The organism is Amycolatopsis sp. NPDC005003, assembly GCF_053600695.1.
In genome coordinates, this window is the sequence record NZ_JBSGAI010000023.1 from 79,677 (window position 1) to 106,456 (window position 26,780).

25 protein-coding genes are annotated in these 26,780 nt (G+C 72.0%); 11 read left to right on the forward strand and 14 right to left on the reverse strand.

Annotation, left to right across the window (positions count from 1 at the left end):
- Nucleotides 1-12: 12 nt before the first annotated feature.
- The 3 genes from ACWED2_RS25690 to ACWED2_RS25700 are packed head-to-tail and all read right to left on the reverse strand — an operon-like array spanning nt 13 to nt 3,958.
- Nucleotides 13-885, reverse strand: a complete 873-nt coding sequence (locus ACWED2_RS25690) for a phosphotransferase family protein (RefSeq protein ID WP_449693029.1) — start codon at nt 883-885, stop codon at nt 13-15.
- On the reverse strand, nt 870-1,688 hold the full coding sequence (locus ACWED2_RS25695) for a siderophore-interacting protein (RefSeq protein ID WP_449693030.1): 819 nt from the start codon (nt 1,686-1,688) through the stop codon (nt 870-872). Before ACWED2_RS25695 ends, ACWED2_RS25690 begins: the two co-directional genes overlap by 16 nt.
- The gene (locus ACWED2_RS25700) at nt 1,685-3,958 is read right to left on the reverse strand and encodes an ATP-binding cassette domain-containing protein (protein WP_449693031.1); all 2,274 of its coding nucleotides are present in this window, start codon (nt 3,956-3,958) and stop codon (nt 1,685-1,687) included. The genes ACWED2_RS25695 and ACWED2_RS25700 overlap by 4 nt, the downstream gene beginning before the upstream one ends.
- Before the next feature lie 76 nt (nt 3,959-4,034).
- Between ACWED2_RS25700 and ACWED2_RS25705 the strand changes: the two genes are divergently transcribed.
- A complete protein-coding gene (locus ACWED2_RS25705; RefSeq protein ID WP_449693032.1) occupies nt 4,035-4,835 on the forward strand; it encodes a TetR/AcrR family transcriptional regulator in 801 nt (266 codons plus the stop codon).
- Here the strand turns inward: ACWED2_RS25705 and ACWED2_RS25710 are convergent.
- The 6 genes from ACWED2_RS25710 to ACWED2_RS25735 all read right to left on the reverse strand — a co-directional run bounded on the left by ACWED2_RS25710 (nt 4,813) and on the right by ACWED2_RS25735 (nt 11,518).
- Nucleotides 4,813-5,553, reverse strand: coding sequence for a methyltransferase domain-containing protein (locus ACWED2_RS25710; RefSeq protein ID WP_449693033.1), 741 nt, complete (start codon nt 5,551-5,553; stop codon nt 4,813-4,815). The two genes, ACWED2_RS25705 and ACWED2_RS25710, sit on opposite strands and share 23 nt — an antisense overlap.
- A gap of 11 nt (nt 5,554-5,564) precedes the next feature.
- Nucleotides 5,565-5,795 (reverse strand): putative acetyltransferase, encoded by a 231-nt coding sequence (locus tag ACWED2_RS25715; RefSeq protein ID WP_449693034.1) that lies wholly within the window; start codon nt 5,793-5,795, stop codon nt 5,565-5,567.
- Entirely contained in the window at nt 5,792-7,906 is a 2,115-nt protein-coding gene (locus tag ACWED2_RS25720; RefSeq protein WP_449693035.1) for a phage holin family protein, read from the reverse strand. Before ACWED2_RS25720 ends, ACWED2_RS25715 begins: the two co-directional genes overlap by 4 nt.
- Nucleotides 7,903-8,484 (reverse strand): DedA family protein, encoded by a 582-nt coding sequence (locus ACWED2_RS25725; RefSeq protein ID WP_449693036.1) that lies wholly within the window; start codon nt 8,482-8,484, stop codon nt 7,903-7,905. Before ACWED2_RS25725 ends, ACWED2_RS25720 begins: the two co-directional genes overlap by 4 nt.
- Nucleotides 8,481-9,263, reverse strand: coding sequence for an MBL fold metallo-hydrolase (locus ACWED2_RS25730; RefSeq protein WP_449693037.1), 783 nt, complete (start codon nt 9,261-9,263; stop codon nt 8,481-8,483). The genes ACWED2_RS25725 and ACWED2_RS25730 overlap by 4 nt, the downstream gene beginning before the upstream one ends.
- Before the next feature lie 110 nt (nt 9,264-9,373).
- Nucleotides 9,374-11,518: a terpene synthase family protein gene (locus tag ACWED2_RS25735; RefSeq protein ID WP_449693038.1), complete on the reverse strand. Its 2,145-nt coding sequence runs from the start codon at nt 11,516-11,518 to the stop codon at nt 9,374-9,376.
- Between the two features lie 160 nt (nt 11,519-11,678).
- Between ACWED2_RS25735 and ACWED2_RS25740 the strand changes: the two genes are divergently transcribed.
- Together ACWED2_RS25740 and ACWED2_RS25745 are read left to right on the forward strand one after the other, a co-directional pair.
- Entirely contained in the window at nt 11,679-11,975 is a 297-nt protein-coding gene (locus ACWED2_RS25740; RefSeq protein WP_449693039.1) for a GNAT family N-acetyltransferase, read from the forward strand.
- Between the two features lie 151 nt (nt 11,976-12,126).
- The gene (locus ACWED2_RS25745; protein ID WP_449693040.1) at nt 12,127-13,143 is read left to right on the forward strand and encodes a S1 family peptidase; all 1,017 of its coding nucleotides are present in this window, start codon (nt 12,127-12,129) and stop codon (nt 13,141-13,143) included.
- Between the two features lie 58 nt (nt 13,144-13,201).
- On the opposite strand, the gene ACWED2_RS25750 is transcribed toward ACWED2_RS25745, so the two are convergent.
- Together ACWED2_RS25750 and ACWED2_RS25755 are read right to left on the reverse strand one after the other, a co-directional pair.
- Nucleotides 13,202-13,825 carry an SAM-dependent methyltransferase gene (locus ACWED2_RS25750; RefSeq protein WP_449693041.1) on the reverse strand — a complete coding sequence of 208 codons (624 nt, stop codon included), beginning with the start codon at nt 13,823-13,825 and terminating at the stop codon, nt 13,202-13,204.
- 76 nt (nt 13,826-13,901) lie between these two features.
- Complete coding sequence (locus ACWED2_RS25755) at nt 13,902-15,479, reverse strand: discoidin domain-containing protein (protein ID WP_449693042.1); 1,578 nt, start codon at nt 15,477-15,479, stop codon at nt 13,902-13,904.
- A 168-nt stretch (nt 15,480-15,647) separates the two neighbouring features.
- Between ACWED2_RS25755 and ACWED2_RS25760 the strand changes: the two genes are divergently transcribed.
- The 5 genes from ACWED2_RS25760 to ACWED2_RS25780 all read left to right on the forward strand — a co-directional run bounded on the left by ACWED2_RS25760 (nt 15,648) and on the right by ACWED2_RS25780 (nt 19,660).
- Nucleotides 15,648-16,376: an SDR family oxidoreductase gene (locus ACWED2_RS25760; RefSeq protein ID WP_449693043.1), complete on the forward strand. Its 729-nt coding sequence runs from the start codon at nt 15,648-15,650 to the stop codon at nt 16,374-16,376.
- Between the two features lie 97 nt (nt 16,377-16,473).
- Nucleotides 16,474-17,673, forward strand: coding sequence for a cytochrome P450 (locus ACWED2_RS25765; protein ID WP_449693044.1), 1,200 nt, complete (start codon nt 16,474-16,476; stop codon nt 17,671-17,673).
- Between the two features lie 217 nt (nt 17,674-17,890).
- Complete coding sequence (locus ACWED2_RS25770) at nt 17,891-18,016, forward strand: hypothetical protein (RefSeq protein WP_449693045.1); 126 nt, start codon at nt 17,891-17,893, stop codon at nt 18,014-18,016.
- A gap of 9 nt (nt 18,017-18,025) precedes the next feature.
- Complete coding sequence (locus ACWED2_RS25775; RefSeq protein WP_449693046.1) at nt 18,026-18,853, forward strand: SCO6745 family protein; 828 nt, start codon at nt 18,026-18,028, stop codon at nt 18,851-18,853.
- Nucleotides 18,854-18,913: 60 nt separating this feature from the next.
- Nucleotides 18,914-19,660, forward strand: a complete 747-nt coding sequence (locus ACWED2_RS25780; RefSeq protein ID WP_449693047.1) for an SDR family NAD(P)-dependent oxidoreductase — start codon at nt 18,914-18,916, stop codon at nt 19,658-19,660.
- 49 nt (nt 19,661-19,709) lie between these two features.
- On the opposite strand, the gene ACWED2_RS25785 is transcribed toward ACWED2_RS25780, so the two are convergent.
- Complete coding sequence (locus ACWED2_RS25785) at nt 19,710-20,264, reverse strand: CGNR zinc finger domain-containing protein (protein ID WP_449693048.1); 555 nt, start codon at nt 20,262-20,264, stop codon at nt 19,710-19,712.
- Nucleotides 20,265-20,365: 101 nt separating this feature from the next.
- Here ACWED2_RS25785 and ACWED2_RS25790 point away from each other — a divergent pair, with 101 nt between their 5' ends.
- Nucleotides 20,366-21,235 carry an alpha/beta fold hydrolase gene (locus tag ACWED2_RS25790; RefSeq protein WP_449693109.1) on the forward strand — a complete coding sequence of 290 codons (870 nt, stop codon included), beginning with the start codon at nt 20,366-20,368 and terminating at the stop codon, nt 21,233-21,235.
- Between the two features lie 67 nt (nt 21,236-21,302).
- Complete coding sequence (locus tag ACWED2_RS25795; protein ID WP_449693049.1) at nt 21,303-23,354, forward strand: PQQ-dependent sugar dehydrogenase; 2,052 nt, start codon at nt 21,303-21,305, stop codon at nt 23,352-23,354.
- Between the two features lie 34 nt (nt 23,355-23,388).
- Here ACWED2_RS25795 and ACWED2_RS25800 read toward each other — a convergent pair whose 3' ends face one another.
- A complete protein-coding gene (locus ACWED2_RS25800) occupies nt 23,389-24,414 on the reverse strand; it encodes a carbohydrate kinase family protein (RefSeq protein ID WP_449693050.1) in 1,026 nt (341 codons plus the stop codon).
- A gap of 149 nt (nt 24,415-24,563) precedes the next feature.
- On the opposite strand from ACWED2_RS25800, the gene ACWED2_RS25805 reads away from it, so the two are divergent.
- Entirely contained in the window at nt 24,564-25,844 is a 1,281-nt protein-coding gene (locus ACWED2_RS25805; RefSeq protein WP_449693051.1) for a 6-phospho-beta-glucosidase, read from the forward strand.
- Here the strand turns inward: ACWED2_RS25805 and ACWED2_RS25810 are convergent.
- Nucleotides 25,841-26,542: an SDR family NAD(P)-dependent oxidoreductase gene (locus ACWED2_RS25810; RefSeq protein ID WP_449693110.1), complete on the reverse strand. Its 702-nt coding sequence runs from the start codon at nt 26,540-26,542 to the stop codon at nt 25,841-25,843. The genes ACWED2_RS25805 and ACWED2_RS25810 overlap by 4 nt on opposite strands.
- Between the last annotated feature and the right edge of the window lie 238 nt (nt 26,543-26,780).

The following is a 26,780-nucleotide window of genomic DNA, read 5'->3' on the forward strand; positions in this document are numbered from 1 at the left end:
CGGGCATCCCGTTCACAGCGCCCGCTGGGCCGCGTCGAGGTTCTCCGCCAGCCACGCCGAGACGAACCGCTCCCGGTCCGCGTTCGTGTCCTTCCGCGGCACCATCTCCACCAGCATGATCAACCCCAGGTACACCCGGTACAACGTCAGCCGCCGGTGGGCGGGGGCGTCGAACCGGGCCGGGCCGTAGCCCGCCAGCAGCGGTGCGTCCAGGTCGTGGAACAGCGTCAGCGATACGAACTCCGCCACCGGGTCGCCCCAGAACGCCCGCTCCGCGTCGACGATGCCCGACACGCGGTCGCCGTCCAGGAGGATGTTGCCCTGCCACAGGTCGAAGTGGACCAGGACCGGCGTCTCGACCGGCTCCAGCAGCGGCTCGTGGCGGCGCACCAGGTGGGCGATCTCCGCTGCCGGGCGTGGCAGCCGCACGCGGAAGCGGACGGCGTCGGCCAGGATCGCGTCCACCATCGCCGTGAACGCCGAAAACCACGTCGGGTGCAGCGGGTCCTGGAGGTAGCCGAACCCGGTGCCGGTCGTCTCGTGCAGGCGAGCCACGACCTTGCCCAGTTCCGTGCGCAGGTGCGGGCCGGCGCCGGGCGTCCGGTTCCACGGCTCGCCCGGCACCTCCGTCATCAGCAGGAACCCCGGCCCCGCGCCGACCACGGCCGGCAGCGGCCCGGAAGCCAGGCGGTAGTACTCCGCCTCGGTCGCCAGCAGGTCGTGCTCGTAGGTCAGGCCGGGCGCGGACGGCGCGATCTTGAGCACCAGCCGCCGCCCGTCCGCCAGGCGCAACCGCACCGCCCGGTTGTACGTGCCGCCGCCGAGGTCCTCGGCCGACACCACCGAAGCCGGGTCGATGCCCGACGCCGTCAGTTCCCCTTCCACCCGGCCGAGTGTTCCAGCTTTTCCGCCGCGTCGGCCAGGTCCTCCGGCGTCGGGGCGTCGTCCTGGGTCAGGCTGCGGCGCCAGTAGCCGGTGAACTCGATGACGCTCTTGGCCAAGCCGCGCTCGGCGACGAGATGGCGGCGCAGCGCGCGGACCGTCGACGCCTCCCCGGCCAGCCACGCCGCCACCGATCCGGAGGGGAGCGCCGCCTCGCGCACCGCCGCCACCAGGAGGCTGCCGTGCTCGGCGCCGCCGCGGTGCAGCCAGTGCACCTCGCCGGGCAGCGGCTGTTCCTCCGCCGCGTCCGCGACCTCGAGGAACACCACCGCGTTGTCCACTTCGGACAGAATGGAAGCGATGGCCGGGAGCGCCGTCTCGTCGCCCGCGCACAGCAGGGTGTCCGCTGTGGACAGTGGACGGCGGTAGGCCGGGTCCGGGCCGTACCGGCCGAGGACGTCCCCCACCGCCGCCCGAGAAGCCCAAGCCGTGGCCGGGCCCGGCGAGCCGGAATGCAGCACGAAGTCGACGTCGATCGTGTCGCGGTCGCGCGAACGCACCGTGTAGCTGCGCATCACCGGGCGCTCGTCCTCGGGGATCGCCAGGTACGCCTGGTACCAGCGCATGACGTCGTCGCCGGCCGACGGGAGCCGCACCGGGCGGCCCGGCGGCGGGAACAGGAGCTTCAGCTGCTGGTCCGGCCACGGCTCCAGGCCGGCCAGACCGTCGCCGGTGAAGGTGACGCGCACGGTCCGCGGCGTCACCCGCCGCACCGCCGTCACTTCGAGCAGACCGGTCGGTTTCACGGCTTCCCCAGGTATTCGCGCAGGTGACGGGCGGTGAGCGTCGAGGCATCCGCGACGAGCGCGGCCGGCGTGCCTTCGAAGACGACCCGGCCGCCGTCGTGGCCGGCGCCGGGGCCGAGGTCGATCAGCCAGTCGGCGTGGGCCATCACGGCCTGGTGGTGCTCGATGACGATCACCGTGTTGCCCGCGTCGACGATCCGGTCGAGCAGCGCCAGCAGCTGGTCGACGTCGGCCAGGTGCAGCCCGGTCGTCGGCTCGTCGAGGATGTAGGTCGACCCGCGTTCGGCCATCCGGATCGCCAGCTTGAGCCGCTGCCGCTCGCCGCCGGACAGCGTCGTCAGCGGCTGCCCGAGCGTCAGGTAGCCGAGACCGACGTCGGCGAGGCGGTCGAGCACCGTCCGCGCGGTGCCGCCGGCGAAGAACTCGCGGGCCTCGGCGACGGACATCGCCAGCACCTCGCTGATGTTCTTGCCGCGCAGCTCGTAGGTGAGCACCTTCGGCGTGAACCGACGGCCCTCGCACTCCTCGCAGACCGACGCGACCCCGGCCATCATCGCCAGGTCCGTGTAGATCACGCCGAGGCCCTTGCACTTCGGGCAGGCGCCTTCGGAGTTGGCGCTGAACAGGCTCGCCTTGACGCCGTTGGCCTTGGCGAACGCCGCCCGGATCGGGTCGAGCAGGCCCGTGTAGGTCGCCGGGTTGGACCGCCGGGACCCGCGGATCGCCGACTGGTCGACCACGACGACGTCGTCGCGCCGGGCCAGGGAGCCGTGGATCAGCGACGACTTCCCGGACCCGGCCACCCCGGTGACCACGGTCAGCACGCCGAGCGGGACGTCGACGCTGACGTCCTTCAGGTTGTGGAGGCGCGCGCCGGTGATCGAGATGTGCCCGGTGGGCTGCCGGACCTCGGAGCGGAGGGTGACCCGGTGGTCGAGGTGGCGGCCGGTGAGCGTGCCGGACGCGCGCAGGCCGTCGACGCTGCCGGTGTAGCAGAGCCGGCCGCCGTCGGCGCCCGCGCCGGGACCGAGGTCGACGACGTGGTCGGCGATCCGGATCGTCTCCGGCTTGTGCTCGACGACCAGGATCGTGTTCCCCTTGTCCCGCAGGCACAACAGCAGGTTGTTCATCCGCTCGATGTCGTGCGGGTGCAGCCCGACGGTCGGCTCGTCGAAGACGTAGGTGACATCGGTGAGGCTCGAGCCCAGGTGGCGCACCATCTTCACGCGCTGCGCCTCGCCGCCGGAGAGCGTCGCGGACTCGCGGTCCAGCGACAGGTAGCCGAGGCCGATCTCGACCAGCGAGTCGAGCGTGTCGCGCAGGTTGCCCAGCAGCGGCCGGATCGACGGCGCGTCGAGGTTCCGGACGAACTCGGCGAGGTCGCTGATCTGCAGGGCGGCGCAGTCGGCGATGTTCTTGCCGTCGATCTTCGCCGACAGGGCGGCCTGGTTGAGCCGGGCGCCACCGCACTCGCCGCAGGTCTTGAAGGTGGCGGCCTTCTCGATGAACGCCCGCAGCTTCGGCTGCAGCGATTCGACGTCCTTGTGCAGGTAGAGCCGCCGGACCTTCACCGCGAGGCCCTCGTAGGTGACGTTGGTCTTGCCGACCTTCACCTTGCAGGAATCCTTGTGCAGCAGGGCGTCGAGCTGCTCCGGCGTGAAGTCGCGGATCTTCGCGTCCGGGTCGTAGAAGCCGGAGGAGAGGTAGGTCTGCACGTACCAGGTGTCCGGCGTGAAGCCCGGCACCTGGATCGCGCCTTCGTTGAGGGAGAGGTCGAAGTCGAGCAGGGCGTCGACGTCGAGGTCGGAAACCCGGCCGAGGCCCTCGCAGGCCGGGCACATGCCTTCGGGCAGGTTGAAGCTGAACGCGCCGGACGTGCCGACGTACGGCTCGCCGAGCCGCGAGAAGGCGATCCGCAGCATGGCGTAGGCGTCGGTCGCGGTGCCGACCGTCGAGCGCGAGTTGGCGCCCATCCGCTCCTGGTCGACGACGATGGCCGCGCTCAGGTTCTCCAGCAGGTCGACGTCCGGGCGCGAGAGGCTCGGCATGAACGACTGGAGGAAGGCGCTGTAGGTCTCGTTGATCAGCCGCTGGGACTCGGCCGCGATGGTGCCGAAGACCAGGGACGACTTGCCGGAACCGGACACGCCCGTGAACACCGTGAGCCGTCGCTTCGGGATGTCCAGGTCGATGCCGGTCAGGTTGTTCTCCCGGGCCCCCCGGACCTCGATCACGTCGTGGGTGTCGGCGGCCCGCCTGGGTGAAGTCATACCGTCCTTCTTGATACTTTAGGCTGTAAAGTGATTCTCCAGGGTACATTACTTTAGGGTGTAAGGAGTCGGCAAGGTGGTCGTCTTCGCGGGTCAGGGCGACGCCCGGCGGTCCATGGAGCTGCTGTGGGGGCCGCGGGTGGTGGCCCCGCGCACCGGCCCGGGGCCCAAGCCGGGCCTGTCCGTCGAGGCGATCGTCGCGGCGGCGATCGAAATCGCGGACGCCGAGGGCATGGCGGCGCTGTCGATGCGGTCGGTCGGGGAGCGCCTCGGCCGCACAGCGATGGCTCTGTACACCTACGTGCCGGGCAAGACCGAGCTGGTCGACCTCATGTACGACCGGACGCTGGGCGAACTGCCGTCGTCGTTCCCGGCGGCCGGCGGCTGGCGCTCGTCCGCCTTGGCGCTCGCCGGCGCGCTGTGGGACCTGCACCTGCGGCACCCGTGGCTGCTGCAGGTGTCGCCGGCGCGGCCGGTGCTCGGGCCGGGGGAGTTCCACGTGCAGGAGACGCTGCTCTCGGTCCTGGCGTCGACCGGCTTGCCGCTGTCCCGGGTCCGCTGGGTGGTGGCGGCGCTGTTCAACATCGTCCGCGGCTCGGTCCAGGCGGCGGCGGAGTCCCGGCAGGCCGCGACCGAGACGGGACAGTCCGAAGAGGACTGGTGGTACGCGCGGTCGGCGTTGCTGGCGGAGCTGGCGCCGGACCTCACGGCCCGGTTCCCGACGGTGGCCAGGCTCGGCGAAGAGGGCGAGTACGAGGCGTCCGGTTCCGAGGAGCCCTACCTGGAGCGGGAGGCCCGGCTGTCGTTCGAAGCGGGGCTGGAGCTGCTGCTCGACGGCGTCGAAGCGGCGATCGTCAAGGCTTCCGGGCCTCGATGAGGAACCGCGTCGTGTGGGCGACGAACGGGCCGTCACGCTCGATCTTCTCGTGCAGCTCCCGCAGCCGGCCGCGGTACTGCTCGACCGTGAAGCCCGGGACCATCCAGATCACCTTGCGCAGGAAGTAGACCACCGCGCCGATGTCGAAGAACTCCGTGCGCAGCGACTCCGAGCGCAGGTCTGTCACTTCGAGCCCGGCTTCCGCGGCCGCCCGCACGGCGTGGTCGGGGTGGCGGCTGTCGCGGGCTTCCTCCGGCTGCGGGCCGAGGAAGAACTCCACGAGCTCGAACACGCTCGCCGGGCCGACCTGCTGGGAGAAGTACGTTCCGCCGGGACGCAGGACGCGGGCGATCCCCGGCCAGTCGGTCGTCACCGGGTGGCGGCTGCTGACGAGGTCGAACACGCTGTCGCGGAACGGAAGACCCGCGGTGGCCACGACGGCGACCCCGCGCGGCCGGAGCCGGGCCGACGCCTTCGCGATGTTCGGCGGCCAGGACTCGGTGGCGACCGTCCGCGGCGGCAGGGCCGGGCAGCCGTCGAGGACTTCGCCGCCGCCGGTTTCCAGGTCGAGGGCCGTTTCGACGTGCATGAGGCGTTTGCCGAGCAGCCGCTGGTAGCCCCACGAAGGGCGGGCTTCGGTGGCTCGGCCGTCGAGCCAGGAGAAGTCCCAGCCGTCGACGGACACCGCTTCGGCCTCCGCCACCAACGCGTCGAACATGAGCCCGATCGTCACAAAGCGGGCGGCGGGCCGCCACCCGATTTCCGGACCGGCGGCGGAGGCACCGGCTTGGCGAGCGTGACCGCGGCAAACGCGACCACGACCGGGCCACGCCGGGTCTCCACCGTGCAGGAGGCGTCGTCGCGGGCCACCAGGTCGCCGAGCGCGTCGGTGAAGCCGCCTTCGATGCGGTAGCGCACCACCACCCGCGTGCCGAGCGGCAGTTGCCGCAGCAGCTTCACGAAACCACCTCCGGAACCGAAGCCCCGGCACCGGCCGGCTCGGGGTGGCCCAACTCTGTCAGCCAGCCGCGGAACACCCGGTGCAGGGCCTCCGCCCCGACGACCTCGCCGGGAAACGCCAGCTCGCGCGGGTGCACCACGAAGCCGCGCTGCTGCGGCCCGCCCAGGCCGCCGTGCGAGCCCACGTGCGTCTCGAACGGCGACGCCTGGTCGGATTCCGGGTCGTAGCGGCTGTTGATCATCACGTCCGCGCAGTGCGGGAACGTGTCCACCCGGGCGATCAGGTCCGCCGCGTGCGGGCCGTACGGCGTCAGCGGGTCCTCGCCGATCACCACGCCCGTGGCCAGCCGGTGCAGGCCGTCGCGGCCCAGCACCACCGGGCCGAACTCGCGGCTCGAGACCAGCAGGAACCCGACGCCGGGGTGGTCCACCAGGGACGGCAGCAGGTCCGGGAACTCGCGCTCGATCGTCTCCAGTTCGACCCGGCCTTCGTGCTCGGTGAACGAAACCATCGCGAGGTGCCCCGACACGACCACCACCACGCCCGGCGCCACGCGGGTGACCGCGCTGGGCGAGCCGGACGTCGTGCGCGGGCGGTCTTCGGCGCACTCGGCGTCCTCCACCCGGGCGCGCAGCCGGCGCGCGATGAGGCCGCCGCTCTTCGTCGCCTCGGCCAGGGCCGCGTTGATCTGCCAGCTCTCGGCCTGCCGCCGTTTGCCCGCCGACGGCGACGGCGAACCGCCGCACATGCGGCCGACGTACGCCTCGATCGTCTCGCCGAACCGCTGCGAGAACGCCTCGCCCTGCGTCTGGCCGTGGTCCGACAGCGCGACGACGTGGTAGCGGCGCGGAGCGAGCCGCGAAGCCCGGTGCAGCCGCGCGATCTGCTGGTCGATCGAGCGCAGCACCGACAGCGTGTCGAACCGCTCGATGCCGGAGTGGTGCGCGACCTCGTCGTAGCCGAGGAAGTCCGCGTACACCGCGGGCCGGCCGGCGAGCATGTCGCCGAGGATCGCCGACACGACGACGTCCCGCGCGATCACCGTCGTGCCCGGCCGCGCCAGGGGATACCAGCCGCCGCGCGGGATCCGCGGCACGACACCGGCCCGGCGCTGGCGCACCGACGCGCTGATCTCGCGGAAGACGTCGACGAGGGCGACGGCGAACGTGCGCAGCGTGTTGACCGGGTTCGCGAAGTAGGCGTAGTAGCCCGCGCCGACGCGGTCGCGGTGGCGGCGCAGCAGCTTCTTCGGCACGAGCACGGGGATCGAGCTCATGGTGAGGCTGACGTGGGCGGCGTCACCGGAGAAGAGGTTGCCGCGGCTCGCGCCGTCGCCGGCCAGGAGGCCGCGGCCGTCGGAGTGCCGCCGCTCGATCTCGGCCGCGTCGGCCGGGTGCGCGCACGCCATCACGTGGTCGCGGTCCTTTTCGTACCAGCGGAAGCCGAGGATGTCGTGGTTGGAGCCGTGCAGGATGCCGCAGACGCTCGCGCCGGTCTGCGAGCTCCAGTCGGTGTGCCGGCGGTTCAGCGCGTGGCTGTCCTCGGCGAGCCAGGCGGCGAATGTCGGCATGTCGCCGTCGCGGATCGCGCGGCGGACGGTGTCGTACCCGAGGCCGTCGATCTGCAGGAACAGCACGCCGGGCGGCGGTTCGGCGGCGCCGGGTTCGTGGTGGTGCCGCCGGCGGCGCCGGGCGGCGCGGCGGAAGAAGATCTCGTCCTCGTCGACGGCGAACAGGCTGGAGATCAGCGCGCCGACGGCGGCCATGCCGAGCGTGACGATCACCGCGGTCCGGAAGCCCGCGACCTCGACGCCGGGCACCGTGCGGAAGACGGCGAGGGTCCCCGCGCCGAGCAGCAGGAACCCGAAGCCGCCGAAGGTGACGAACGCCAGCGGGTAGGCGATCCGCATGACCAGCGGCCAGACCACGGCGGTGAGCAGGCCGAGCAGCAGCGCGCAGACGGTCGGCTGCCACCAGTGCGTCATCCGGAAGCCGGGCAGGAGCACGTCGAGCAGGCGCAGCGCGCCGGTCACCGCGATCCACACGCCCACCGCGCGGGCGACGGCCCGGCCGCCGCGCAGCAGCCTGCCCTTCGGCGCCGTCGTCGTCACACCGGCTCCTTGGTCCTGCGCCGCCACCGGGCGATCAGGTTGGCCAGCACGGTGACCAGCAGGACGAGCACCGTCGCCAGCAGCGTCGCGACGAGGGGCGAGTCGAAGATGCCGCCGCTGACGATGCCGAGCACGGCGTACGCGCACGCCCAGAGCACGCACGCCCCGAGCGCGGCGGGCAGCAGGCGCCGCCACGGGTAGCTCAGCGCGGCCGCGGCGAGCAGCACCGGGATGCGGCCGGCCGGGACGAGCCTGCCGATCACCACGAGCTGCCAGCCGCGGCGGGCGAACTGTTCGCGGGCCTTCTCGAGCCGTTCGGCGGGCTGGCGGCGGCTGATCCAGCGGAACGCGGCTTCGCTGCCCAGGCGCGGGATGCCGAACGTGACGACGTCGCCGACGTACGCGCCGAGGGTGGCGAGGACGATCACGAGCGGCAGGGACAGGTGCCCGGTCGTGGTCGCGACGGCCGCCGCGGCGCCGACCACCGCGCCGGTCGGCACGACGGGGACGATCGAGCCGAGCAGCACGCCGCCGAACACCGCGGGGTACCCGATGGCGGCGGGGTCGGTCCAGTTCACGCGCGGTCCTTCGGGGCGGGCAGGGCGACGTCGGCACCGGGCTCGGTGCACAGCACTTCGGTCCGGCCTGCGGCTTCGGCGGCGAACACCCTTGGCGGGTCGGCCAGCAGCCGGCGCATCCGGGCGGTGCGCCGGACGCCGGGGACGGCGAGCGTGCCCCAGTGCACGGGGACGGCCGCGCGGGCCTGGACCAGCGCGGCGGCCTGGGCGGCGCGGGCGGGGTCGAGGTGGCCGGGGCCGAGGTTCGGTCCCCAGCCCCAGACGGGCAGCAGGGCGACGTCGACCGGGCCGAGGTCGCGCATGCCGTCGAAGAGGTCGGTGTCGCCCGCGTTGTAGATCTTCTTGCCGTCGCCCTCGATCAGGTGCCCGAGTGCGGGACTCTGCGGCCCGTGGGTCAGGCGCGGTCCCCACCGGTGTCCGGAGTGGACGGCCTCGGTGGCGGTGACGGTCAGGCCGCCGTCGGTGAGCGTCTCCCCGGGCGCGATCTCCTCGACGCGCTCGAAGCCCTTCCGGCGCAGCCACGTCCCGGCGCCGCGGGGGACGACGATCCGGGGGCGCTTGCCGAGCAGCTTGAGCGACGGCAGGTGCAGGTGGTCGCCGTGCAGGTGGGACAGCAGGACGAGGTCGACGTCGGCGTAGCTTGCGGGCGCCGGCACCGGCACCACCCGGACGAGCCCGCCGACGCGCGCGGTGAGCACCGGATCGGTCAGCACCACCCGGCCGCCGAGTTCCAGGCGGACGGTCGAATGGCCGAGGAACCGCAGGCTGAAGCCGCTCACGCCCCGAGTATCACCTCCGCCGGCGGGGAATGCCCGGCGGAGTGGCCAGGGCAACGCCGTTCAGTGACCCCGAGGGGCGGCTTGCGTACCTGGAGGGTCGGCCTGCGTACTCAGGGCGTCGGGAGCAGGGCCGAGATGCGCAGGGACGACGTGCCGATGCCGGTCGGACCGCCGAAGACCGGGACCGGCATCGGGTGGTAGCCCAGCTCCGGCTCGGTGTAGCGGGCCGAGTTCTCGTGCCAGTGCCCGAACCCGGCCATCCAGTCGCGCAGCTCCTGGACGAACCCGAGCAGCGTCTGCTCGGTGGCGTCGTCGCGGTACAGGGCGGGCAGCTCGGTCGCCGCCGCGTGCTCGAACTCCGCCAGGCGGGCGTGGACCAGGTCGGTCACCACCTCGGCCGCGCGCTCCTCCGTGCAGTCCAGGAAGTTCCGCACCACCAGCACCGCGTTGTGCAGCTCGCCTTCGTGCCGGATCTCCTTGCGGTAGGAGTACAGGTCGTTGAGCAGGCACACCACGTCCGTCGCCGCGTGCTCGAGCGTCTGCACCGGACGCGTCCGCCGCAGCGCGGGCGGCACCGCGTGGCGGCGCGAGAGGCTCATCGTGAGGTCCGCACCGAACGTCCGGCGCCGCATCTCGACGTAGTCGATCGGGTCCGGGATGCGGTTCTGGGCCTGGTTCGCCAGCTCCCAGAGCCAGCTCGACGTCATCGTCTCGACCGCCCGGCGCACGGCGGGCCGGCTCTCCGCCGCGGTGCGCGGCCAGAGGTCGGCCAAGCCGGCTTCCAGCGGTGTCGTCGGCGTGGGCATCGGCGCGCCGTCCGCGGGCATGAACGCCGGCAGGCGGAAGTTGGCCGCCTTCGCGCCCGCGAGGTCGCGGGTCGCGCCGAAGACCAGCGGGTAGTGGTCGTCGGCGTAGGTGCGCCAGGTCAGCCAGTCGCTCGTGACGTCGAGCGTGTCGGCCGTCGCGTCCGGGTGGATGCCCGCCGCGCACAGCGGCAGGTCGGCGGCGCGCAGCTTCCGCTCGTCCCACACCACGCCGTCGAGCAGGCCCGTGCGCCGCGCCCAGTCGACGTTGCGGGCGCGGGCCTGGTCGAGGTGCGGGCTGAGCCGCGGCGGCAACGGCAGGTCGAGCGACGGCCGCGGCACGCCGGCCGCGGAAAACGGTGTCGAGCCGTACGCCCGCAGCCGTTGCGGCGCGGTGGCCAGTACCGACGCGAAGATGTGCGCCGCGGAAGTGCCGCGGCCGGCCAGGGCGCCTTCGTTCATGTACCGGCTGGACCGCAGGTGCCATTCGTGCCCGCCGGCCTGCCAGTCCTGCAGGCCCTTGACGTAGGCGAACGTCGCCGCGCGCGCGGCCGGGTCGACGCAGTGGTCTTCGAACAGCGCGGGGACCTCGGTGAGCGCCGTGTGCTCGAACTGGTGCAGCCGGGAGGTGATCAGGTCGTTGACCGCGTCGGCCGCCTGCTGCGTGCCGAGCCCGAGGAACTTCTCGAACACGAGCACGCCGTTGGACAGCTCGCCCTCGTCCTGCACTTCGCGCTGGTAGGAGAACAGGTCGTTGCGCAGGTGGACGCTGTCGGCGAAGCAGTCGCGCAGGACCTCCATCGGCCGGGACGCGGCGATCGCGTCGGGCACTTCGGCGTGCACCGAGTGCTCGACCAGGTTCGCCGACCACGGGGCGCCGCCGACCTTGCGCCGCATCTCGACGTACTCGATCGGGTTGGCGAGCCGGCCTTCGTTGATGTTGGCCAGCTCCCACAGCGATTCGTCGAGCAGCGCCTTCGTGCTCTCGGCGAACCGGCGCCGCCAGCCGGCCGACCGCTGCGGGACCGTCCGGTTCCACAGGTCGGCGAGGCCGCGCTCGACCGGGTTCTCCGGTGTCGCGGTGATTTCGCCCTCGGCGGGCATGAACAGCTCGAGCCGGTCGAGGTAGCTCCGCGCGCTCTCGATGTCGCCGGTGCGTTTGTACAGTTCGAGGAAGTGGTCGTCGAAGTAGAACACCCAGACGTACCAGTCGGTGATCAGGTCGAGCTCGTCGGCACCGGCGTCGGGGTGGGTGTAGGCGCACAGCAGCGCGTAGTCGTGGGAGTCGAGGTCGTGCTCGGTCCAGATCACCGTGCCGTGCTGCGGCACGTCGATCATGTCGAGCTCGCGCGCCCACGCCTTGCTGTGTGCGCGCGCCCGGTCCAGGTGCGGGTTCAGGCGCGCCGGGTAGGGCAGGTAGAACTCGGGGAGGACGAACGGCTGATCGGGCACCCCGCGAGGCAACCAGCCGGCCGCGGTGTCCGCCAAGGGGAACAGCCGCGAAGCACACGAACGGGACGGCCGCGTCCCCCGGCCGGCCCAGCGGCGGGCCGGGCCCGATCGGCAGGCGGTGGCGGGCCGTCGCACGATGGTGTCCCCGAGAGGAGAACAGATGACCGACGAAAACCGGGTGGTCGACAACCCGGACGAAGACCGCTACGAGCTCTGGCAGGGCGAGAAGCTGGCAGGCATCGCGCAGTACGACCGGCGCGGCGACCTCACCGTGTTCACCCACACCGAGATCGACGACGCCTTCGCCGGCCAGGGCCTCGGCAAGGTGCTCGCGGCGGGCGCGCTCGACGACGTCGTCGCCCACGGCCGGACGATCGTGCCGGTCTGCCCGTTCATCGCGGGGTACCTGAAGAAGAACCCGGGGTACGAGGACCACGTCCGCTGGCCCCGCGGGTAGGCCGGAAGGGGAGACGCGTTACGCCGTTCGGGGTGATCTGAGAGGTATGTCCGGTTCCCTTGGTTATTAACCAACCTTCGTCGGTGGTGCGTTGGTTGCCTGGCAACGAAAGTGTCGGCACAGGCTTCAACGGCAACCCTGGAGGAAGTTGATGACTCCCCGGAAGACCGCCCTCAAGGCACTCGCCGTCTTGTCGGCCGCCGCGCTGACCAGCGGTGTTTGCGCCTCGGCGGCCACCGCGTCCCCACTGGCCTTCGCCGAACTGCAGGCCCACGCGATCACCGGCGCCACCCAGGTGGCGAACGCGCTCGGCGCCGCGTCCGGCGGTGTTTACCTCGAAAACGGCAAGGCCGTCGTGAACGTCGTCGACGACGCCGCGATGCAGCAGGTGCAGGCCGCCGGCTTCACCGCGAAGAAGGTCAAGCACACCTTCGCCGCGCTGACCGGCGTCAAGAACCAGCTGGACGCGGTGAAGAACGTGCCGCAGACCGCGTGGGGCATCGACACGAAGACCAACCAGGTCGTGGTGAAGGTCTACGACGCGGCGAGCAAGGAGACCGCCGACAAGGTCTCCGCGGCCGCCGCGCAGTACGGCGACAGCGTCCGCGTCGAGCACCGCACCGGCAAGCTGTCGCTCTACATCGCCGACGGCGACGCGATCCAGAACAGCCAGGGCCGCTGTTCGCTCGGCTTCAACGTGACGCGCGGCGGCTCGCCGTTCCTGCTCACCGCGGGCCACTGCACCAACCTCGGCGGCACCTGGTCCGGCGGTGACGTCTCCGGCGCGCAGGTCGTCGAAAGCGACTGCCCCGGCGCCGACTCCGGCCTGCTGACCCGCCCGAACGGCACCGGGCCGGGCGAGATCAACACCGGCCAGCGGATCACCAGCGCGGCCACCCCGACCGTCGGCGAGCAGATCCAGAAGCAGGGCTCGACCACCGGCGGCGGCAGCGGTGAGGTGACCTCGGTCGACGAGTCGGTCAACTTCGACGTCGGCGTGCTCAACCACGAGTTCGGCACCACCGCGCACACCGACCACGGCGACTCCGGCGGCCCGGCGTACGACGGCTCCAAGGGCCTCGGCACGCTGTCCGGCGGCGACACCGTGACCAGCTACTTCTACCCGCTCACCCTCGAGCTGCAGGCCTACGGCCTCGAGCTCGCCTGATCCTGGGGTGGAGGGCCCGCTCACTTCCGTCGGGGGAAGTGAGCGGGCCCTCGGTGCGTCAGGCTTCGAGCCGCCGCGCGCGGTAGACGGCGTCGGTGTGGTGGCCCTCGCCGCGCGTCTCGCAGGTTTCGACCACCCACTGCCACGGGTCGCCGAGGTAGCCGGTGATCTCCTCCGGCTCGAAGTACAGCTCCTCCGGTGGCTTCTGGCCGTCGAACTCCCGCATGGCCTTCGGCGAATGCCCGACGACCAGCAGCGAGCCGCCCGGCCGGATCGCCGCCGCGGCCGCCGTGAAGACATCGCGGCGGAGGTCCGGCGGCAGGTGCATGTACTGCGCCGAGACCAGGTCGTACCGCGCTTCCGGCCGCCACTCGAGGATGTTGCGGTGCAGCCAGTTCACCGTCACGCCCGCCTCGGCGCCGGCTTCTTCCGCGCGGGCGAGCGCGGTGGTCGAGATGTCGACACCGTCGACCGTCCAGCCCTGCTTGGCGAGCCAGATCGCGTCGCCGCCCTCGCCGCTGCCGAGGTCGAGGGCGTGCCCGGGTTTCAGGCCTTCGACCTCGGTGCGCAGGTTGACGTTGACGTTCCCGCTCCAGATCCGGTGCTCGTCACGCTGGTACAGCGCCTCCCAGAAGTCCTGCTTGAGCATCGCGTCGACGGTCATCGGGTGGTCGTGGGGCATGGTTCCTCCTCAAGGACGTCCTCCGAGCATGCGGACGACGTCCCCGAGAAGGCAAACTTCGTTGCCGGTTCAGCAACTAACTCCCGTACACCTGGAGCTCGTACAGCGAGTAGCCGTACGACGTGCCACGCGTGACGCCGTTCATCCGCACGTACCGGCCGGTGCCCGAGAGACCGGTGAGGTCGTCCGTGCCGCCGTTGCCGGTCGTGGTGCTGTAGATCGTCGTCCAGGTCGTGCCGTCGGCCGAGGTCTGGATGCTGTACGCCTTGCCGTACGCGGCCTCCCAGGTCAGCTTGACGTGCGTGACGGCCTTGCTCGCGCCGAGGTCGACGCGCAGCCACTCCGCGTTGCTCCCTTCCTTCGACGCCCAGCGGGTGCTGGTCAGGTTGCCGTCGAAGGCCGCGCCCGCCGGGTACGACGCCGATTCCGTAGAGGACGCCGTCGCGGCTTTTCCTTGTGACAGCAGGGTTTCCGTGCCGCCCCCGCCGGTCACCGTCACCCCGAGCGACACGGTCTTCGGCCCTCCGGCGATGGCGATCGTCGCCGAGCCGGGGGACGCGGTGGTGGCGGCAGCGACCGTGACGGTCGAGCTCCCGCCTGCGGGCACCGATTCAGGGGAGAAGGACACGGTCACGCCCGCGGGCGCGCCGCTCGCCGACAGCGTGACAGCTTCGGTGGAGGTCACGGTGGCCGTCGCCGAAGCGCCCGGCGCGACCGACACCGACGACGGCGTCACGCTGAGGCCCGAGGGGTTGCCGGCCGCGGTGAACGTCCAGCGGGCGGCCGTGCCGGAGCAGCTGCCCGCGGTGAGGGTGGTGCCCGAGGCGCGGAAGCACTTCTTGCTCGTCTGGATGTCGGAGATGGTGCCGTCCGGGTTGATCGACCACTGCTGGGCCGGGCCGCCCGTGCAGGTCTGCAGCACGATCGAGCTGCCGGAGATGCCGGCGCACTTGTCGTTGATCACCAGGAAGGCGCCGTGGAAGGTGAACCGCTGCTCGGCGGTCCCGGTGCAGGCGGCCACCTTCAGCGTGGTGCCGCCGCTCGGGGCGGCCAGGCAGGTGCCGGTGGAATCGTTCTTGTACTGGCCGACTGTCGTGTTCGGCTTCGCGCCGCCCCAGCATTCACCGGTGCTCGTGTTGAAGATCGGCGTGGCGTCGTAGGGCTCGTTCGAGGGCGGGTCGACGACGACCGGTTCCATCACCGGCGTGTTGTCGGGGTTGTAGTGCGTCAGCGCGTCTTCGCAGTCGATCGCGTCGAAGGCGCTGCCGCCCTTGCCGCCGAGCCAGAGGTCGATGTGGCGCAGGCCGGGGCCGCCGTTCGGGCCGTGGCCGTTCCAGTCGTCGGAACACTCGTCGCAGCCGTCCTCCATGATGAAGTACTTCTTCACCCGCGGCACCCAGACCTTGGTGCCGGGCTTGAGTTCGTCGCTGCTGGTGGCGAAGGTGATCGGGTCGGCGTAGGTGCCCTTGCCGCCGGCCGTGCCGTGGATCTGCGGGTAGGCGATGTCGCCGCCGGGCGGGGTGTTGTCCCACCAGCCGTAGAAGGTGAGGAAGGTCGGCTGCGTGGTGGCCGCGCTCGCGGTGGCGGCGCCGGAGAGGGCGGCGGCCAGGGCGAGGAACAGGGTCACGACGAGCACGAGCGCGCGCCGGGTCATGCTGCCTCCGAGGGCTGGGCGGACGATGACTGCGGCGTGCGTCCAGGGTCGCCGGGCTTCCGGTCGCCGTCAAGACCTATTCGTAAAGTTTCCTAACTAATGGGGTTTCGTGTCCCGCTCGGCGGGAAAATCCGGTGGGGAAGCGGTTTCCTCGGCGAAGATGGCGGCATGAGCGAACAGCGGGAAATCGTGGTCACCGGGGGCGGCACCGGCATCGGGCTGGCGATCGCCGCCCGGTTCGCGGCGGCGGGCGAGCGGGTGACCGTCACCGGGCGGCGCAAGGACGTCCTCGAAGCGGCGGCGGAAGAGATCGGCGCGCGGGCCGTGGCCTTCGACGCGAGCGACCCGGCGGCGGTGCAGGCCGCGCTGGCGGACCTGCCTTCGCGGGTGGATGTCCTGGTCAACAACGCCGGCGGCAACACCGACCGGGTCCGGGAAGCGCCGGCGGCCGGCGACCTGAAGGGCCTCGCCGACGCGTGGCAGGCGAACTTCGAAGCCAACGTGCTTTCCGCCGTGCTCGTCACCGCGGCGCTGAAGCCGCGCTTCGCGGACAACGTGCGTGTCGTGACGCTCGGCTCCATCGCGGCGAAGCAGGGTTCAGGCTCGTACGGCGCGGCGAAGGCGGCCATCGAGGCGTGGAACACCGATCTCGCGCGGCAGCTGGGTGCCGGCGGAACGGCCAACGTCGTCGCGCCGGGCGTCGTCCTCGACACGGAGTTCTTCCACGGCACGCTGACCGACGAATGGCTGGAGCCGCGGATTTCCCTGGCGTTCAACAAACGGGCCGGCCGTCCGGAAGAAATCGCGGACACCGTGCGGTTCCTGGCCGCGCCGGAAGCCGCGCACCTCACCGGCCAGGTGGTGCACGTGAACGGCGGCGCGTACGGCGCTCGCTAGGCCATCCGGGTCGCAAGTGCGGCGGCGGCCCCACGGCGGCCGCCGTTCTCTCCATGGTGGAAGTGTTGGAACCACCGGAAGAGAGAGGTGATCCGCCGTGACGGCCGCTCCCGAAACCCCGGCCCTCCCGACGACCCGGCCGGCCGGCTGCCCGTTCGACCCGCCCGGCAGCTACGCCGCCCTGCGGGAAACCGCACCCACGTCGAAGGTGCGGTGTCCGGCGGGCATGGACGCGTGGCTGGTGACGCGCTACGCCGACGTCCGCGCGGTGCTCGCCGACCGCACGCTGAGCTCACGCGGCGCGTCTTCGGTGCACGTGAACCCGAACGCCGACCTCGACGAGGAAGTCAGCCCGGGTTCGATCATCCAGCTCGACGGCGCGGCGCATTCGCGGCTGCGGAAGAAGGTGATCGCGGAATTCACCGTACGGCGCATGAAGGCGCTGCGCGGGTACGTGCGCTCGCTGGTGGACAGCCATCTGGACGCGATGCTCGCGCACGGGGCGCCGGCCGATCTGGTGCAGGACTTCGCGTTGCCGATCCCGTCGCTGGTGATCTGCGAGCTGCTCGGCATCCCGTACGCCGACCGGTCACACTTCCAGCGGCAGAGCGCCACGATGGTCAGCACGGACGCGACGCGCGAGGACGGCGAGCAGGCGTACCACGAACTTTCCGATTACCTGGCGGAGTTGTTCACCGAGAAGCAGCGGAATCCGCAGGACGATCTCTTCAGCAGACTGATTTCCGGTGGCGCGGACGACCCGCTGACGATGGAGGAGCTGGTCGTGCTCGGCCTGAGCCTCCTGGTGGCCGGCCACGAGACGACGGCCAACATGATCGCGTTGAGCACGCTGGTGTTGCTGGAACACCCCGGCGCGCGGGAGGCGGTGCTCGGCGCGCCGGAGCGGGCGGTGGAGGAACTGCTCCGGTACCTCTCGGTGGTCCAGTGGGGTGTGCTGCGGTACGCGACGACGGACGTCCAGGTCGGCTCGCGGTCGGTCCGGGCGGGGGAATGGCTGGTGGCCGCGTTGAATTCGGCGAACCGCGACGACGACGTGTTCCCGGCCGCGGACAAGCTGGACTTCGACCGGGAGTCGCCTCGGACGCACGTGGCTTTCGGGTTCGGGGCGCACCAGTGCGTGGGTCAGCAGTTGGCGCGGGTGGAGCTGCAGGAGGCGTTGACGGGGTTGCTCCGGCGGGTGCCCGATCTGCGGCTGGCTGTGCCGCAGGAGGAGCTGGAGTACGAGCACAACACGCTGGTTTACGGGGTTCGGGAATTGCCGGTGGCTTGGGGCTGAGAGTGAGGGCCAGCTGCGGGCAGGGCTCCGGCAAAGTCGGAGGGCCCGTTCAGGTGGCTCACCGGCGTGCGCGGCAGGCTGTCGACCGGACCTGCACCCCGCCCAGACCTGCCCCGCCGCTCCCAGGGGGCGTCCCCAGGTCCATTCTATCGGCCCCCACCGGCAAACCCGCCGATCGCCGCCCGAGGGGGTGAGCTGTCCACAGGTCGGTCAGCTTGTGCACAACCCCGTGCCCGGCGGGTTCTCCATCGGTCTGGAACGCTGGACCGCGCGGCTGCTCGGCGCCGCGGACGTCCGGGCGGTCACGCTGATCCCGCGCGATCTGCGCCGGCTGACCCCGTGAGGAGGGCCCGTGACAGCTCGACGCCTCTGGGCGGCCGTGGAACCACTGCACGCCGTCGTCTACTTCGCGCCCCAGACCGCCGAAGCGGCGAAGGTGGCCGGCCTTCGGGGCTACTGGATGGGCTACTTCGCCGGGCGGCTGGCGCCGCTGGGGCCGATCGGGCCCGGACCGGCGACGGCGATGCTGTTCGGCTTCGCGCCGGCCATGGTGGCCCGGGCGTTGCCCGATGCGTGGTCGTTCGCCTCGCCCGGCGCCGTCGTCGGCTCGCGGATGGCGGCGGTTGCGTCGGCGTTGGGCTCGGTCGCGGACGACGTCGCGGAGCTGAGCTCGCTGCTCTGGCGGGCGGTCGACGCGTGCGAGTTCGGCGGGCGCCCGCTCGCGGCGGCGTGGGCGGCGGTGCCGAAGCCGGCGGACCCCCTCTCCCGGCTGTGGCTGGCGGCGACGATCCTGCGCGAGCACCGCGGCGACGGCCACGTCCTCGCCGCGGTCCACGCCGGACTGGGCGGGCTCGAGACCACCCTCACCCACATCGGTGACGGAGTGATCGCCCGCGCGGACATCCAGCCCCACCGCGGCTGGTCGGACGCGCAGTGGGACGCGGCGGTGGACCGGCTGCGGGCCCGCGGAATCCTCGATTCCGACGGCGTCCTGACCGAAGCCGGCCGCGACCTGCGCCGCGGGATCGAAGCGGACACGGACCGGCTGGCGGCCGCGCCGGTCGAGGCCTTGGGTGCCGACGTCGGACGGGTGCTCGAGCTGGCGGTGCCGCTGAGCCGGGCGGTGGTCGACGCCGGGCTGGTCACCGTGCCGAACCCGGTGGGCGTGCCGCGGCCCTGAGTGTCGAATCCGGGGCCGGCCGTTCGACGCACGGGCAACCGAACATTCAGGAGGCCCTTCATGACGCTGCTCACCGGCAAGAACGCGATCGTCTACGGCGCCGCGGGGCGGATCGGCACGGCCGTCGCCACCGCGTTCGCCGGGGAAGGCGCGCGGGTGTTCCTCGCCGGCCGGACCCGCGCGCGGCTGGACGAGGTGGCCGGCCGCATCCGCGCGGCCGGCGGCTGGGCCGAGACCGCGGAGGTCGACGCCCTCGACGAGCGCGCGGTCGACGAGCACGCCGCGGCCGTCGGCACCATCGACGTCTCGTTCAACCTGATCGGCCACGGCGACGTCCAGGGCACGCCGCTGGTGGACATGGCGCTCGCGGACTACGAACGCCCGGTGGTGACGGCCGTGCGCACCCAGTTCCTGACCGCCCGCGCGGCGGCCCGGCACATGATCGGGCAGCGGTCGGGGGTGATCCTGTTCTTCGGGGGCGCGGGGGAGCCGGTCCGCGAATTTTCGGTCGGCGGGCTGCAGGTGGCGTTCCACGCGCTCGAGGCGATGCGCCGCCAGCTCGCCGCCGAGCTGGGCCCGCACGGGATCCGCACGGTGACGCTCCGGACGGGCGGCATCCCGGAGACCATCCCGGCGGATTTCGCGGGCCGCCAGGCCATCGAGGAGAACATCGCGGGCAAGACGATGCTGGGCCGCGCGGCCACGCTGGCCGACGTGGGCGCGGTGGCGGCCTTCGTGGCCTCGGACCGGGCAGCCTCGATGACGGCGGCGACGGTCAACATCAGCTGCGGAGCCTTGGTCGACTAGCGCGACCCGTCAGCCTGCGGCGACCACCCGCCGAAGACCCGCCGGGGGCTCAGCGGGTCCCGTCGCGCTGCTCGACCACCAGCCGCTGGTGGCGGGCCGCGCGCACCCGGTCGCCGCAGGTTGTCGAGCACCAGCGGCGGCGGGCGTGCTCGCGGACGTAGTACCTGACGCAGCCGTGCGCCTCGCACGGGCGCACCAGCGGCCCCAGCTCGCCGCTGACCACCTCGATCGCGTCCCGCGCCAACGCCGCCACCGCCGCGTCGAGGCTGCCCGGCCGGGCGCCGGCCCACGAGCGGACCGGCCCGTCACCCCAGGTCAGCGAAAGGGCCGCCCCGTCCGCGCGGGCCGCCGCGTTCACCGTCTCCACGGCCGCCGGGGCCGGGGTGCGGCCCTCCGCCAGCGCCGCCAGCAGCTCGCGGACCGCGGACCGCAAGCCGGTCAACCGGCTCAGCGCGGCCGCGTCGGGGACGGCCGCACCCAGCCCGTGCGCAGCCAGCCACGAAGCGGCAAGAGCGGGCGTCGCGAGGTCGTCTCCCCGGACGTGCCCGCTGTTGACCAGCGCCAACGCCGGTGCGCGGTCCTCGCCCGGTGCCGCCGTGACCATGTTCGCCTCCCGAAGTCCGTCCCCCCGAGTGTCCCCGACCGTTGACAGCCTACGCCGTCTCATGGATAAATGAGCTAATAAACATGAGAGAGGACGACGCCATGGTCACCGTGCACCACCGCCACGCCACCGTCGCCGGGCACCGGCTGTTCTACCGGGAGGCCGGCCCCGCCGACGCCCCCACGATCGTGCTGCTCCACGGCTTCCCGACGAGCTCGCACATGTTCCGGCACCTCATCCCGGCACTGGCCGACCGCTACCACGTCGTCGCGCCGGACCACCTCGGCGCCGGTGCCTCCGACGCGCCCTCCACCAGCGAGTTCACCTACACCTTCGACGCGCTCGCCGAACTCACCCTCGGCCTGCTCGACCAGCTCGGCCTCGGCCGCTTCGCGCTCTACATCCAGGACTTCGGTGCGCCGATCGGCCTGCGCATCGCCGCCGCGAACCCCGGTCGGGTGACCGCGATCGTCACGCAGAACGGCAACGCCTACGTCGAAGGCCTCGGCGCCGGGCTGCCCCAGAAGCTGGCCGCCGGCACGCTGACCGAAGCCGACCTGCGCGGCATGGTCACCCTCGAAGCCACCAAGGCGCAGTACCTCGACGGCGTGCCCGATCCGTCGCTGGTCAGCCCGGACGTCTGGATCCACGACCAGGCGCTGCTGGACCGGCCTGGCGCCGCGGCGATCCAGCAGGCGCTGCTCGCCGACTACCACCACAACATCGCCCTGTACCCGAAGTTCCACGAGTACTTCCGGACGAGCCGGGTGCCGCTGCTCGCCGTTTGGGGCGGCAACGACGAGATCTTCGTCGCCGCCGGTGCCCGCGCCTACGCCCGCGACCTGCCCGACGCCGAGATCCACCTGCTCGATTCCGGCCATTTCGCCCTCGAAACGCACCTGGACGCCATCGCCGGCTACATCCGGGGTTTCCTCGGGCGGGTCCTGCCCGTTGACCGGGACGCCAGTTGACCATCGGACCGGCACGCTCGTAGGGTCGGATCGAACTCCGCCGTCGTCATCAGCCATGGAGGACGGTATGAGTCGACTGATTCGGGCGGGGGCGATCGCGCTCGCGCTCGTCGCCGCGACGATCACCCCGGCGGCGGCCGCGGACCCCTTGCTCTCCCAAGGAAAGCCGGTCACGGCGTCGTCGTCGGGCGGCTGCTGCCCGGCGCCGAACGCGGTCGACGGCGACAGCTCGACCCGCTGGGCCAGCGCGGCCGGCGTCGATCCACAGTGGATTTACGTCGACCTCGGCGCGACCGTGCACGTCAGCCGCGTCCGGCTGCAGTGGGACGCTTCCTGCGCCACCGCCTACGAAATCGACACGTCCGCCGACCACGTCACCTGGACGAAGATCTACTCGACGGACGCGGGCAAGGGTGGCGTCGAGGACCTGACCGCCCTCGACGGCACCGGCCGGTACGTCCGGATGTACGGCACGAAACGCTGCCGCACGGACTCGTCGAAGGGCTATTCGCTGCAGGAGTTCGGCGTCTACGGCTCGGGCGGCGACGTCCAGCCGCCGTCAGCGCCCGGCACACCGACGCTCGTCGGGGTCACTCCGACCAGCGCCACGATCGAGTGGACCGCGGCGACCGACAACACCGGCGTCACCGGCTACGACGTCTACCGCGACGGCCAGCTCTGCGCGAGCACGACCGGCGCGCTGACGGCGACCTGCGGCAATCTCGGCCCGAACGTCAGCTACGGCTTCTACGTGAACGCGCGCGACGCGGCCGGGAACGTCTCGCAGGCCAGCGGGACACTGCAGGTCAAGACGCCGCCGTCGGACGACCACACGCCGCCGTCCGCGCCGACGGACGTGCACACCACCGCGGTGAACAGCACGTCGATCGGCCTGGCGTGGACGGCGTCGACCGACGAAGTAGGCGTCACCGGCTACCGGATCTACGACGGCACCACGCAGATCGGGACGTCCGACACGGCGAGCACCACGCTCGGCGGGCTGACCCCGAACACGACGTACCACCTGCAGGTCCGGGCCTTCGACGCCAACGGCAACCTCAGCGACCCGAGCACGCCGGCCCTGGACGTCACCACCACCGGCGGGTCGACCTGCTCGCCGTCGCAGGGGGTCTGCGGCGCCACCCAAGTCGGCACGGACGACGACGTCGTGTGGGGTCTGGTGACGCTGCCGGACGGCACCATCCTCTACAACCAGCGCGACGCGCACGACATCGTGCACCTGAACCCGAAGACCGGCGCGAAGAAGACCATCGGCACCGTGCCGAACGTGCAGAGCACCGACGGCGAAGGCGGCCTGACCGGGCTGGAGATCAACCCGGTGTCGTACGCCGCCGACCACTGGCTCTACATCATGCACACCTCGGGCAGCGACAACCGGATCGTGCGGATCAAGTACGACCCGGCCGCCGACTCGCTGACCACGAGCACCGAGCAGGTCCTGCTGACCGGCATCGCGCGCAACAAGTTCCACAACGGCGGCCGGCTGCGGTTCAGCCCGGACGGGAAGTACCTGTTCGCGGGCACGGGTGACGCGCAGAACAGCAGCAACGCCCCGAACACGAGCAGCCTCAACGGGAAGGTGCTGCGGATCAACCCGGACGGCTCGATCCCGGCCGACAACCCGTTCCACAACGCGGTGTGGAGCTACGGCCACCGGAACGTCCAGGGCCTGGCGTTCGACTCCCAGGGCCGGCTGTGGGAGCAGGAGTTCGGCAACAGCATCATGGACGAGACGAACCTGATCGTGAAGGGCGGCAACTACGGTTGGCCCTCCTGCGAGGGGACGTCGGGTTCGTGCGACGGGTTCATCGCGCCGAAGAAGACGTACCCGGTGGGGCAGGGCTCGTGCAGCGGCATCACGATCATCCGTGACGCGCTGTACGTGGCGTGCCAGAAGGGGCAGCGGCTCTACCGCGCGGTGATCAGCGGCAGCTCGCTGACGAACTTCCAGACCTTCTTCAACGGCACGTACGGCAGGCTCCGCACGGTCGAGCCCGCTCCGGACGGGCAGATGTGGCTGGCCACCAGCGTGGACGGCGACAAGGACAGCACGCCGCACAACAGCCACAACAAGATCCTGCGGGTGTCCGTGGGCTGAGACCGGCGCTGACCGGGGACCTGCCCGTCCCCGGTCAGCGCCAGCTGTCGTCGCCGAAGCCGAGGGTCACCGGGCCGCGGCGGATCCCGGCCACCGTCTCCGACGGCAGCACGTCGTCCAGGAACGCGTACTCCGGGCTGCGGGTGCGCGCGTGCCACTGGGCGATCTCGTGCCAGCCCGGGGCCGCCAGCGCGCCGCCGAAGTGCTGGACCGACAGGCTCGCCGTCAGGCACGCGAACCGGAGGCGCTCCACCAGCGGCCAGCCCGTCAGCGTCGCGGCCACGAACCCGGCGCCGAACACGTCGCCCGCACCCGTGGCGTCGAGCACGTCCACCGGGAGGGCCGGGACTGCCGCCGTTTCGCCGGTCGTCCCGTCCACCGCCAGGACGCCCTCGCCGCCGCGGGTGATCACCGCGATCGGGACCAGCTCCGCCAGCCGGGCCAACGCCGCTTCGGGCGTGTCCGTGCGGGTGTAGCGCATCGCCTCGATCTCGTTCGGCAGGAACGCGTGGCAGCACGCCAGCTGCTCCAGCAGCGCCGGCGACCAGGCCTCGGACGGGTCCCAGCCGACGTCGGCGAACACCAGGCTGCCCGACTGGTGTGCGGTGTGGACCCACTCGGCCGTGTCGAGGCCGATGTGCGCCACCGTCGCGCGGCTCGCGGGCGGCGAACCGGCGAGCTCGGCGACCGGGACGGGCGGCGGGTGGCCGTGGGTGACCATCGCGCGGTCGCCCGCGTAGGCCAGCGAGACCGTCACCGGCGAGTGCCACTCGGGGAACCGCCGCGACCGCGAGAGGTCGATGTGCTCCTGCCGGGCCAGCACGTCCCAGCAGTAGCGCCCGTAGACGTCGGTGCCGAACGCCGCCGCCAGCGACGTCCGCAGGCCGAGCCGGCTCAGCGCGACGGCGAAGTTCGCGATCCCGCCGGGGCCCGAACCCATGCCACCCGTCCACACCTCGGTGCCCGGCGCCGGCGGGTGCTCCAGCCCGGTGAAGACCAGGTCGAAGAACAGCAGGCCGGACAGGAAGACATCGATTTCGGGGGTGGGCTCAGCCGGCACGGGCGCCTCCATGGAGATCACGCGACTTCTCGGCCCGAGCCTGCGTCAGCCGCGCGAGATCCGCAAGAGCTGGGCTTCTTCGGCCACGGATCGAGCGTCTCCGGCTGCTAGGGTCACGGAATGCGGCACGGCTGTCACTCAATCGAGCGATGAGGCTCGCGATCCTCGGCGGCGGCGGGTTCCGCGTGCCGCTGGTGCACGGGGCACTGCTGGACGGCGGCGACGTCACCGAGCTCGTCCTGCACGACGTCGACGCCGGGCGGCTCGCGGCGATCGAGCGGGTCCTGGCCGAGCAGGCCGGCGGCGCGGCGAACGCGCCACGGGTGCGCACCACCACCGACCTGGCCGCCGCGGTGTCCGATGTGGACTTCGTGTTCTCGGCCATCCGCGTCGGCGGCCTGCGCGGCCGGCGGCTGGACGAGCAGATCGCCCAGGCCGAAGGCGTGCTGGGCCAGGAAACCGTCGGCGCGGGCGGGATCGCCTACGGGCTGCGGACGGTCCCGGTGGCGGTCGCCCTCGCGCGGCTGATCGGCGAGCTGGCGCCACGCGCGTGGGTCATCAACTTCACCAACCCGGCCGGGATGGTCACCGAGGCGATGGCCGCGCACCTCGGCGGCCGGGTGATCGGCATCTGCGACTCCCCGGTCGGGCTGTGCCGCCGCGTCGCCCGCGCCCTCGGGATCGACGCGGCGGCCGCGAAGTTCGGCTACGCCGGGCTCAACCACCTCGGCTGGCTGCGCTCGGTCCGCGTCGGCGGCGAGGACGTCCTGCCGCGGCTGCTCGCCGACACCGCGGCGTGCGAGTCGTTCGAGGAGGGCAAGCTCTTCGGCGCGGACTGGCTGCGCACGCTCGGCGCGATCCCCAACGAGTACCTGCACTATTACTACTTCGCCCGCGCGGCCGCCGGTTCGGAGTCGCGCGGAGCGGTTCTCATGGAGCAGCAACGGGATTTCTACGCGGAACCCTCGCTGGCGTCGTGGGAACGCACGCGCCTGGAACGCGAAGCGACGTACATGGCCGAGACGCGTGAAGGGGAGCGTGACGACCTCGAAGGCGGCGGCTACGAGAAGGTCGCACTGGCCTTGCTGCGTGCCCTCGCGCACGGCGAGCGCACGACGCTGATCCTCAACGTCCGCAACGGTTCCACGCTTCCGGGCGTGCCGGGTGACGCGGTCGTCGAGGTCCCGTGCGCGGTCGACGCCGACGGCGCCCGCCCGCTCGCCACCGCCCCACTGGCGGACCACGCACTGGGCCTGGTGACGACGGTCAAGGCCGTCGAGCGGGCGGTGCTCGAAGCGGCGACGACGGGTTCGCGGGCCGCGGCGCTGCGGGCGTTCGCGCTGCACCCGCTGGTCGGCTCGGTGCCGGTCGCCCGGCGGTTGCTCGACGCCTACACCGCCGCGCACCCGGAACTCGGCTACCTCGCCTAGACCGCCACCATCGCGTTGAACTCCGCTTCGGCCTCTCGCTCGGTGTAGAGCTGCCACGCCTTCTCGGCGATGTCGTCCGGATCGAGCGTGCCCACGGTGAAACCGTGATCCTGCGCGGTGAACACGCGGTGGATGTCGCCGCGCTCGATGAGGCCGCCGATGGTCAGGAGCCCGGCGTGGACGCCCTTCTCCCGCAGGGCCGCGTGCAGGGTGAGCACATACATCCGCAGCGCCGCCGACGCCGGGGCGAGGCTGCCGAGCATCGGCATCGGGTACTTGCCGCTCAGGCCGCCGGCGAACAGCAGCGAGCCCGAGCCGCGTTCGAGCAGGCCCGGCAGCACGGCTTCGACGAGCTGCGCCGCCGGGCGCACCACGGAATCGAACGTCGCGCGCAGCGTGCCGGCGCCGGCTTCGGTGAGCGGGGTGATGCCCGGGCCGGCCGTGGCGTCGGCCGGCCCGAAGTACACCGTGTCGATCTCGCCCGCGTCGGCGGTGATCCGGACGAGCACGTCGCGGAGCTGGGCTTCGTCGGTCACATCGGCCGTGTAGGTGGGGGCCTCGATCCCGGCCAGCGACGCGCGGTAGCCGGCGTGCCGCGTGCCGGTGCGGGAAACCAGCGCCGTGGTGAAGCCTTCGCGGCCGAAGCGGCGGGCGATCGACAGGCCGAGCCCGGGACCGACGCCCAGGACGGCGAGCACTTTCGGCAAGAGAGCCTCCTCAAGTTGAGTATGTCCTCAACTTAGCCACAAGATGAGGGTAGCGTCAACTTGTGGCCGCGGTGTCCACAAGGGAGGTTGTGGGGAGTGGGGCCGTCCGGGCGGTTCCCGGTGTTCGGACTGCGGTGGCTCGTCGTGCCCTGCGCCGAATGCCGGTTCCCGTTAACGCCGCCGGCCGAGCGATCCGGATCGCGACTGCTCCACTCGGGTAGAACCTGTT